Raw genomic sequence first — 7,904 nt, forward strand, 5'->3', positions numbered from 1 at the left:
ACGCCGGAAGCCCTGCTGGAGGAACTGGCGGAAGAGCTTGTGCTGTTGCGCGGCACCGATCCCGAGCAGGTCGACACCACGCTGATCGTGCACCCGGATGTGCTGACGGATTTCCTGGACTACAACGACTTCCTCGACAATGCCGATGCGGCCGTCGAGGCGCTCGACCTGCAAGGCGTCATCCAGGTCGCCAGCTTCCATCCGGACTACCAGTTCGCCGGCACGATGCCGGACGACATCAGCAACTACACCAACCGTTCGCCCTACCCCACCCTGCACCTCCTGCGCGAAGCCAGCATCGATCGCGCGGTGGAAGCCTTTCCGGACCCCGACATCATCGTCGAGCGCAACGTGAAGACGCTGGATGCGCTGGGACATGCGGGCTGGGCGAAGCTGTTTGCGGAGTGAGGACGAGGCTGCAGGATGGAGAAGTGATGTGGGAGCGACGTAAGTCGCGACGCTTTCAGCAATCATCAAACGGTCGCAGCCGTGTCGTTGCTTATCCAGACAGCATCCCACCACGCGTATTCCCCAACGCTGCATGCGAGTCCCGCACGCAGCGGATTCGCGACGACATATCGGGCGGTCGCAAGCACGCCGGATGCATCGCGCAACGCGCGATCATGAAACCCCTTCTCCCAGACCTGGCCGGTATCCGGATGACGCAAGCGGACGATCCTGGCGCTGTTCGATTTCAATCGCTGGACCAGCGTTGGCAGACTATCCAGTTCGCCCAGCTCGATCACGCCATGCCAATGATCCGGCATCAACACCCAGCACAGCAGTCTCGAGCGATACCACAGCCGTGAGCAGGTCATCGCGCGGCAGGCATCCATGGCCCGCCCTGGTTGCTTGAACAATGGCTTGCGTTCCGCTGTTGTGAAGGTCACCAAGTAGGCTCGACCGGGCTGGGAAACGCGCCCTTTTCTCAGATCCGAATATCCCGACATGCCAACCCTCCTGTAAAGGAGGTCAGCTTGGCGAACACCGCGCGAAGCGCCATCAGCGAATTCCCCAGCAGCGCCTCGGACTTTCGCTGAAACAGCTTCGCGACTTACGTCGCTCCCACGTCAGGTACGCGAAGACATCGCCAATCGCTGCTCCAGCAACAGTCGCGCATCATCCAGCGACGGCAGGATGAGATGGCCGAGCGCACGCACCGCATCGTCCGGCACCAGCAGGTCGGGAATCTGTATCGGGTACATGCCGGCTGCCAGTGCGGCACGCACGCCCGTGGGGGAATCCTCCAGTACCAGGCAGCGCGACGGCTCGATGCCGAGCGATCGCGCGGCCAGCAGGTAGATGTCCGGGGCAGGCTTGGGATGTTCGACGTCGCTGCTGGTGCAGATCGCATCGAACCGGGTCAGCAGGCCGGCAGCCTCCAGCTTCTTCAACGCCAGCGGACGGCGCGTCGATGTCGCCACCGCGCGCGGGATGCCCTGCACCTGCAGGAAGTCCAGCATCTCGATGATGCCCGGCCGGTGTGGCATGCCAGCCGCGACAACGGCGTCGTACAGCACATGCGAGCGTTGCAGGATCCGTTCTCGCTCCGCCTCGCCGACTGCCTCGTCCAGCAAGTGGCGGCACACGGCTTCGCTATGGCCGACCATCGACAGCCACAGCAGCTCGGGCAGATCGTGGCCGCGCTCGCGCGCCGCCTCCGCCAGGCACGCGATGATGGCGCGCTCACTGTCCAGCATTAGCCCGTCCATGTCGAAGATCACCGCCGCCGGCGTGAACGGCAGTGCCGGTATGCTCACGCGGTCGCCTCGAACAGCCGGCGCAGGTCATCCGCATCCAGGATGCGCCACTGGCCTTCCGGCAGCCCGTCCAGCGTCAGTCCACCCACCCGACTGCGATGCAGCGCCTCCACATGGTTGCCAACGGCGGCGAACATGCGGCGTACCTGGTGGTAGCGGCCCTCGGTGAGCGTCAGCTGCGCATGGCGCGGATCGATGACGTGCAGGCGGGCCGGCGCAAGCGGCGTCTGCTCCGATTCCAGCATCAGCGTGCCGCTGGCGAAGAGCACGCCTTCGTCGCCGCGCAGGTCCTGCGCCAGCGTCGCGTCGTAGACCTTGGGCAGGTTGGCCTTGGGCGAAATGATCCGGTGCAGCAGGCCACCGTCGTCGGTGAGCAGCAGCAGGCCACTGGTCTCGCGATCCAGGCGCCCGACCGTGGACAGTACCGGCGAGCGATCGCGGAACCGGGGCGGGAACAGGTCGTAGACGATGCGTCCGGTGTCCTTGGTCGAGCAGGTGTAGCCCACCGGCTTGTGCAGCAGGATCGCGACGCCCGGTGCAGGGTCGAGCGGCTCGCCATCCACGCGGATGGCGTCGTGGTCGACCGGATCATCGGCGTACAGCACCTCGCCTGCGGCGTCGGTGATGCGGCCTTCGCGGAACATCCACTGGACGTCCTTGCGGCTGCCGTAGCCGAGGTTGGCGATGTGCTTGACGATCTTCATGCGCTCACCGCCTCGCCTTGGTGGCGGCAATCACCTTGAAACCGTCACGCTCGCCGGCCACGCGCACGTCGCCGAAGCTGTCATTCAAGGTCTGCTCGTACGGCAGGTGGCGGTTGGCCACCAGCCACAGGCGCCCGCCCGGTTTGAGCGCGGCGGCCGCGGCGGTGATGAAGCGCTGGCCGATGTCCGGACGGTCCGCACGGCTTTGCGTGTGGAACGGCGGATTGCTGACGATGAAGTCGTAGCGCTGCGGCAATCCCGCGGTGACGTCGTGCCAGTGGAAATCGAGCGTTGCGCTCGCACCGGCATCCGCGAGGTTTGCCCTGGCCAGCGACAACGCGCGTGCCTCGGCCTCGTACAGATCGAGCGCGGCGATGCCGGGATTGCGCGCCAGCAGCGAGAGCGACAGGAATCCCCATCCCGCGCCCAGGTCGGCGCCGTGTCCGGCGATATCCGTCGGCAGGCATTCGACCAGCAGCGCAGAGGCCGGATCGATCCGGTTCCAGGCGAACACGCCCGGACGGCTGAGGTAGCGGCCACTCTCGATCCGGCGCGGCGCGTCCAGCGCCGACCATTGCGCGAGCAACGCGTCGTCGATGCTGTCCGCGCGCTTGCGCGTCCAGAACGTGCGGCAATGGAACTTGGTCAGCGTGCCGGCCAGTCCCGCGAGTTGCTTCAGGTCGGTTTCGCCCGACTTGGCGCCCTCGTTGTTGGTCATCGCGGCGACGACGACGCCATCCGGCGCCGCCAGTTGCACGGCGCGCGCAAGCAACGCGCGCGCTTCTTCGCGCTGGCGCGGCGGCAACACCAGCACCAGGGCGTAGCGCGTCGGTTCGACCGCTGCATCGGCGACGACGCGCAGGCCAGCGCGTTCCAGCAGTTCGGCGTCGGGACGGAAACTCTGTTCGCATACCAGCTGCGACAGCGGGAACTGGCGCAACGCGGCGCCATCGCGCGCGCGCAGGAACAGCACCGGCCTGGACGGCCAGGCGAGCACGCCCTGTGCGAAGGGCAGCATCAGGGCATCGAGAGCGGGATCGGAGAAAGGAGAGGCCACGATGCGACGCGCAGGCAGGGAATGAGGCGTCATTCTAACGGCAGCCACTCGCCACTGATTTCGCCGCCGCTGGTCGGGCATCGAAAATAAAATTAAAAAAGTGTTGCGCATCGCAAACAAGCGGCGTATTGTCCGCGCCCGTCGGCCACGTGGCCGTTTTTTCAGCAATCGAATTCTTCCCATGAAGCCCGCCTATTCCTTCGACAGCAAGCCCGCCCTGCAGCCATCGCGCTGCGGCCTGGCGCTGCGTGCGAACGGCAGCGACCTGCGCGATATCGAACGCGCACGGCACCTGGACTTCTGACATCCGGCTGACTCCCTGGGAGATCGGCCACCCCGATCTCCCGAGGAACGCGAACGCCCTCGGGTCGCCATACCCGGGGGCGTTTTGTTTTCAGCGTTCGCGGAGGATGCGCATGCATCGAGGTTCGTTTCTTTCCACCACGGAAGTTCCTTTCCGCCCTGGGGCATCCGGGTAGCGCGCGTGCGCGCCCCGATGCGGGGGCGCGGCTGCGACTGGCGCATGTGCGCTGCGTCGTGATGCCCCGACGCGGGCTGCACGTGGAGAGAACACCCACAAGGGCGCGTCGCGCCCGAACGGATTGCCGGTTGGCGACAGCCGGCAATGGGGAACATCGATCGAACACGCTACAGCGGTACGGGCTAGCGTCCCGTCCGGTGCGCGCGGCGCTGCCGTGGCGTATGCCGAAGCGTGGGAGACGGTGTTCCTCGAGCGGACGGAAGCTCAGAGGCAGAGCAGCGGCGCATGCCGTTGGCCACCGGTTCGAATCCGGTTCGTCCACCACTGGATAGCTCAGATGGGTAGAGCATCGGACAGTTAATCCGAGAGTCGCGGGTTCGAATCCTGCTCCAACACCAGACTGTAAATCTGGAATCAGGGACGCGAGTCCCCCCCAGGAAACGCCCCGTGCGGCGTGTCGTTCTTCTGCGATGGATTGCGGTTAGACGACGCACGCAGCGGGGTCGAAGCCGGCACCGCGCCCTCGACGCGGAGGCGCGCAGCGTTCGACGCAGTCCATGGACCGCGGCCTCGTTGCGATGCTTCCGCCGACAGCGCCGATCGCCCGCATCGCCTCCGTCCAGGGGCGTTTCCACCTTCTTCCGCCGATCGCGAATCGCGATGGGCACCGTTCGTCGCGGGATTCGATCCACCGCGGCGATCCGTTGGATCCGGATCGAACCACCAGAGCCAACAAGGAGAACAACGCCATGTTCTGGACCAAGAGGGTCGTGATCGGTGACGGCGAGCGCGGCCTGGTGTATCGCAACCGTCGGTTCGAGCAATTGCTCGCGCCCGGCGTGTACCGCTGGTTCGACCCGATGGGTCGGATCGAGGTGCGCACCTTCAACATCGCCGCACCGGAATACGCTGGCCACGATGTCGACGCGCTGATCGCGTGCCTCGGCGAGCGTCTGGGCGACACCTTCGTTCTCGCCGACATCGGCGTGGACGAGGTGGGTCTGGTGCTGAAGAACGGCAAGCTGGAAGACGTGCTGCCACCCGGCACGCGGCGCCTGTACTGGATCGGCCTGGTGAAGGTCGACGTGCAGGCGGTGGCGCTCGCCACGCCGGACGTGGACGTCGCCGTCGCGCGGCGCCTGCGCCAGCTGGGTGCGCTGTCGAGGCTGGCGGTGGTGGCCGATGTGCCGGCGGAGTTCGCCGGCCTGGTGTTCATCGACGGCAAGCTCGAGCGCACGCTCGCCCCGGGCAGCTACGCCTTCTGGAATTTCCAGAAGAACGTGGTCGTGGACATCGTCGACCTGCGCGTGCAGGCGATCGAGGTCTCGGGCCAGGAGCTCCTGACCCGCGACAAGGTAAGCCTGCGCGTGAACCTGGCCGCCAGCACCCGCGTCACCGACGTCGTGGCCGCGCGCACCAAGGTCGCGAAGGTCGGCGACTTCGTCTACCGCGAGCTGCAGTACGGCCTGCGCAAGGCGGTCTCCGCCAAGACGCTGGACGAACTGCTGGGCGACAAGGCCTCGCTGGACGCCGACATCTTCGCCTACGTGCGCGGCCAGATGGCCGGGCTCGGCGTCGAGGTGCTGGGCGTGGGCGTGAAGGACGTGATCCTGCCGGGCGAGATGAAGGAGATCCTCAACGGGGTGGTGCAGGCGGAGAAGACGGCGCAAGCCAACGTGATCCGTCGCCGCGAGGAGGCGAACGCCACGCGTTCCCTGCTCAACACCGCGAAGCTGATCGACGAGTCGCCGGTGCTGATGCGCCTGAAGGAGCTCGAGGCCCTGGAGAAGGTCACCGAGAAGATCGACAAGCTCACCGTGTTCGGCGGCCTGGATGGCGTGCTGAAGCAATTGGTGACATTGAAGTAGCAAACCGTGGCGGCCGCATGGACGCGGCCGTCGCGGTCCACAAGGATGAAAGGACGACACATGCGCAACGACATGTTCAAGGTCATCGTGGAGCGGCCGCGACGCGGCGGAAGTTACGCCCGCGAGCGTGCGCCGCACGCCGACGATGAGGGCGCGCCGATGCAGGAAAGCCTGCGCTGGCGCCACCAGCACCGGAAATGGCTCAACGAGAATCTGCGACCGCTGGAACGCTACCTGCACGGACAGGTCGGCAGGCCGTGGGACAAGGTGTATTCGGAGATCTGTGCCGGCATCGATCGGCGAAGCACCGTGCAGCAGCACATCCACCAGCACCTGGCCGATTTCGTGGCGATGCGGCTGTCGATCATCGATGGCCGGCTGCACTGGCTCAAGGGCTGGGGACAACCGACGCCGTTGGCCGACCGCTGGGCACCGAAGCTCTACGTGGATCCCGCGACGGGACTGCTGCGCCGCAATCGCGAACGCGAGCAGCTTCGTCGGCAGGAACGGGTAACGTGGTCGATGCTCGAACAGACGCCGGACCGCATCGACTTGGGGCCGCTGCGTCAGCTGCACCGCCTGAAGGGCATCTGGTACGAGGTCGAGTTGGCCTTGATCCCGCCCGCCGGTCGTGGCCGAGGCGTCGCCGACGTGGTGCGAGGCTGCACCGTCGTCGCGTACGGCCATCGGGGTGCAGGGCGATCCGTCGTCCACGGCGATCGGGCGCTCTACGGGAGCAATGAGGTCTACGCTCGCCACAAGCGACAGCTCGGTACACGCGAACTGCGCGTGCATCGACTCCACAACACGCAATGAAAGAGATCCGTCCGGGGCGCCGATGCTCGCGGACGAAAGGAAAAGGAACATGAGCACTACGTTTGAACTGCTGCACGCCGAGGGCAGCACCACGCCGATCAAGGGCTGGGTGCGCGGCGTGCCCCTGGACCAGGGCGCCCACGAGCAGCTGCGGAACATCGCGGCCGTCCCCTTCGTCGGCCCGTGGGTCGCGGTCATGCCCGACGTGCACCTGGGCAAGGGCGCGACCGTGGGCTCGGTCATCCCGACGCGCGGCGCCATCATTCCGGCGGCGGTCGGCGTGGACATCGGCTGCGGCATGGCCGCGGTGCGGACCACGCTGCGCGCGAAGGACTTGCCGGACAACCTGGCGCAACTGCGCTCGAGCATCGAGCGCAGCGTGCCGGTCGGCAACGGGCGCGGCGGGGAGCACTGGAAGCTGCCGGACAGCATCCGCACGCGCATCACGCAGTCGGGACTGGAACCACGCCTGGAGGCGATCAAGCAGAAGCACCGCAAGATCCGTACCGACAAGCTGGATCGCCAGATCGGCACGCTGGGCGGCGGCAACCACTTCATCGAGATCTGCCTGGACGAGGCCGATGCGGTGTGGGTGATGCTGCACAGCGGTTCGCGCGGCACCGGCAACCTGATCGGCAACTACTTCATCGAGCGGGCGCGCGAGCAACTGGCGCACCGTGTGCTGGGCTTCCACCTGCCGGACAAGGACCTGGCCTTCTTCATGGAGGGCGAGCCCTTGTTCGACGACTACGTGGAAGCGGTCTCGTGGGCGCAGGACTACGCCCGCGAGAACCGCGAAGCGATGATGTCGCGCGTACTGGCGGAGATGCGCCACCGTCTGCCGAAGTTCCAGTTGGAGAAGATGGCGGTGAACTGCCACCACAACTACGTGCAGAAGGAAACGCATGGCGGCGTGGACCTGCTGGTGACCCGCAAGGGCGCGGTGAGCGCGCGCGCAGGCGAGCTGGGGATCATTCCCGGCAGCATGGGCGCAAAGAGCTTCATCGTGCGCGGCAAGGGCAACGCGGACAGCTTCCACAGCTGCAGCCACGGCGCCGGCCGCGTGTTGAGCCGTACCGCGGCGCGCCAGCAGATCACGCTGTCGCAGCACCGCGAGGCGACGGCGCACGTCGAATGCCGCAAGGACGCCGGCGTGATCGACGAATCACCGGCGGCCTACAAGGACATCGACGCGGTAATGTCGGCGCAGAGCGACCT

At 66.5% G+C, this 7,904-nt stretch carries 9 protein-coding genes and 1 tRNA gene; 6 read left to right on the forward strand and 4 right to left on the reverse strand.

What is annotated here, in order from left to right:
• The coding region (locus AC04L7_RS08235; protein ID WP_475512803.1) for a DUF1415 domain-containing protein at positions 1 to 408 on the forward strand (408 nt) is incomplete at its 5' end.
• Positions 409 to 473: 65 nt separating this feature from the next.
• Here AC04L7_RS08235 and AC04L7_RS08240 read toward each other — a convergent pair.
• The 4 genes from AC04L7_RS08240 to AC04L7_RS08255 all read right to left on the reverse strand — a co-directional run bounded on the left by AC04L7_RS08240 (position 474) and on the right by AC04L7_RS08255 (position 3,521).
• Entirely contained in the window at positions 474 to 950 is a 477-nt protein-coding gene (locus AC04L7_RS08240) for an REP-associated tyrosine transposase (protein WP_299345685.1), read from the reverse strand.
• Between the two features lie 120 nt (positions 951 to 1,070).
• Complete coding sequence (locus AC04L7_RS08245) at positions 1,071 to 1,760, reverse strand: HAD family hydrolase (protein ID WP_436000562.1); 690 nt, start codon at positions 1,758 to 1,760, stop codon at positions 1,071 to 1,073.
• Positions 1,757 to 2,464 (reverse strand): pseudouridine synthase, encoded by a 708-nt coding sequence (locus AC04L7_RS08250; protein WP_436000564.1) that lies wholly within the window; start codon positions 2,462 to 2,464, stop codon positions 1,757 to 1,759. Before AC04L7_RS08250 ends, AC04L7_RS08245 begins: the two co-directional genes overlap by 4 nt.
• 4 nt (positions 2,465 to 2,468) lie before the next feature.
• Complete coding sequence (locus AC04L7_RS08255; RefSeq protein ID WP_436001109.1) at positions 2,469 to 3,521, reverse strand: class I SAM-dependent methyltransferase; 1,053 nt, start codon at positions 3,519 to 3,521, stop codon at positions 2,469 to 2,471.
• Positions 3,522 to 3,702: 181 nt separating this feature from the next.
• Between AC04L7_RS08255 and AC04L7_RS08260 the strand changes: the two genes are divergently transcribed.
• From AC04L7_RS08260 to AC04L7_RS08280, 5 genes are all read left to right on the forward strand, one after another.
• Positions 3,703 to 3,825: a hypothetical protein gene (locus tag AC04L7_RS08260; RefSeq protein WP_255412318.1), complete on the forward strand. Its 123-nt coding sequence runs from the start codon at positions 3,703 to 3,705 to the stop codon at positions 3,823 to 3,825.
• Positions 3,826 to 4,256: 431 nt separating this feature from the next.
• Positions 4,257 to 4,326, forward strand: a tRNA-OTHER gene (locus tag AC04L7_RS08265).
• A 425-nt stretch (positions 4,327 to 4,751) separates the two neighbouring features.
• Positions 4,752 to 5,870 carry a slipin family protein gene (locus AC04L7_RS08270; RefSeq protein WP_436000567.1) on the forward strand — a complete coding sequence of 373 codons (1,119 nt, stop codon included), beginning with the start codon at positions 4,752 to 4,754 and terminating at the stop codon, positions 5,868 to 5,870.
• Positions 5,871 to 5,930: 60 nt separating this feature from the next.
• Complete coding sequence (locus tag AC04L7_RS08275) at positions 5,931 to 6,686, forward strand: hypothetical protein (protein WP_436000568.1); 756 nt, start codon at positions 5,931 to 5,933, stop codon at positions 6,684 to 6,686.
• Between the two features lie 49 nt (positions 6,687 to 6,735).
• Positions 6,736 to 7,904: RtcB family protein (locus tag AC04L7_RS08280; RefSeq protein ID WP_475512804.1), on the forward strand; the 1,169-nt coding region annotated here is incomplete at its 3' end.

Source organism: Pseudoxanthomonas sp. LjRoot204_2, from assembly GCF_056175765.1.

Excerpts from the sequence above, each read along its gene's own strand:
- AC04L7_RS08240 (WP_299345685.1), bottom strand. The coding sequence starts at position 950 with ATGTCGGGATATTCGGATCTGAGAAAAGGGCGCGTTTCCCAGCCCGGT.
- AC04L7_RS08260 (WP_255412318.1), top strand. The coding sequence starts at position 3,703 with ATGAAGCCCGCCTATTCCTTCGACAGCAAGCCCGCCCTGCAGCCATCG.
- AC04L7_RS08275 (WP_436000568.1), top strand. The coding sequence starts at position 5,931 with ATGCGCAACGACATGTTCAAGGTCATCGTGGAGCGGCCGCGACGCGGC.
- AC04L7_RS08250 (WP_436000564.1), bottom strand. The coding sequence starts at position 2,464 with ATGAAGATCGTCAAGCACATCGCCAACCTCGGCTACGGCAGCCGCAAG.
- AC04L7_RS08270 (WP_436000567.1), top strand. The coding sequence starts at position 4,752 with ATGTTCTGGACCAAGAGGGTCGTGATCGGTGACGGCGAGCGCGGCCTG.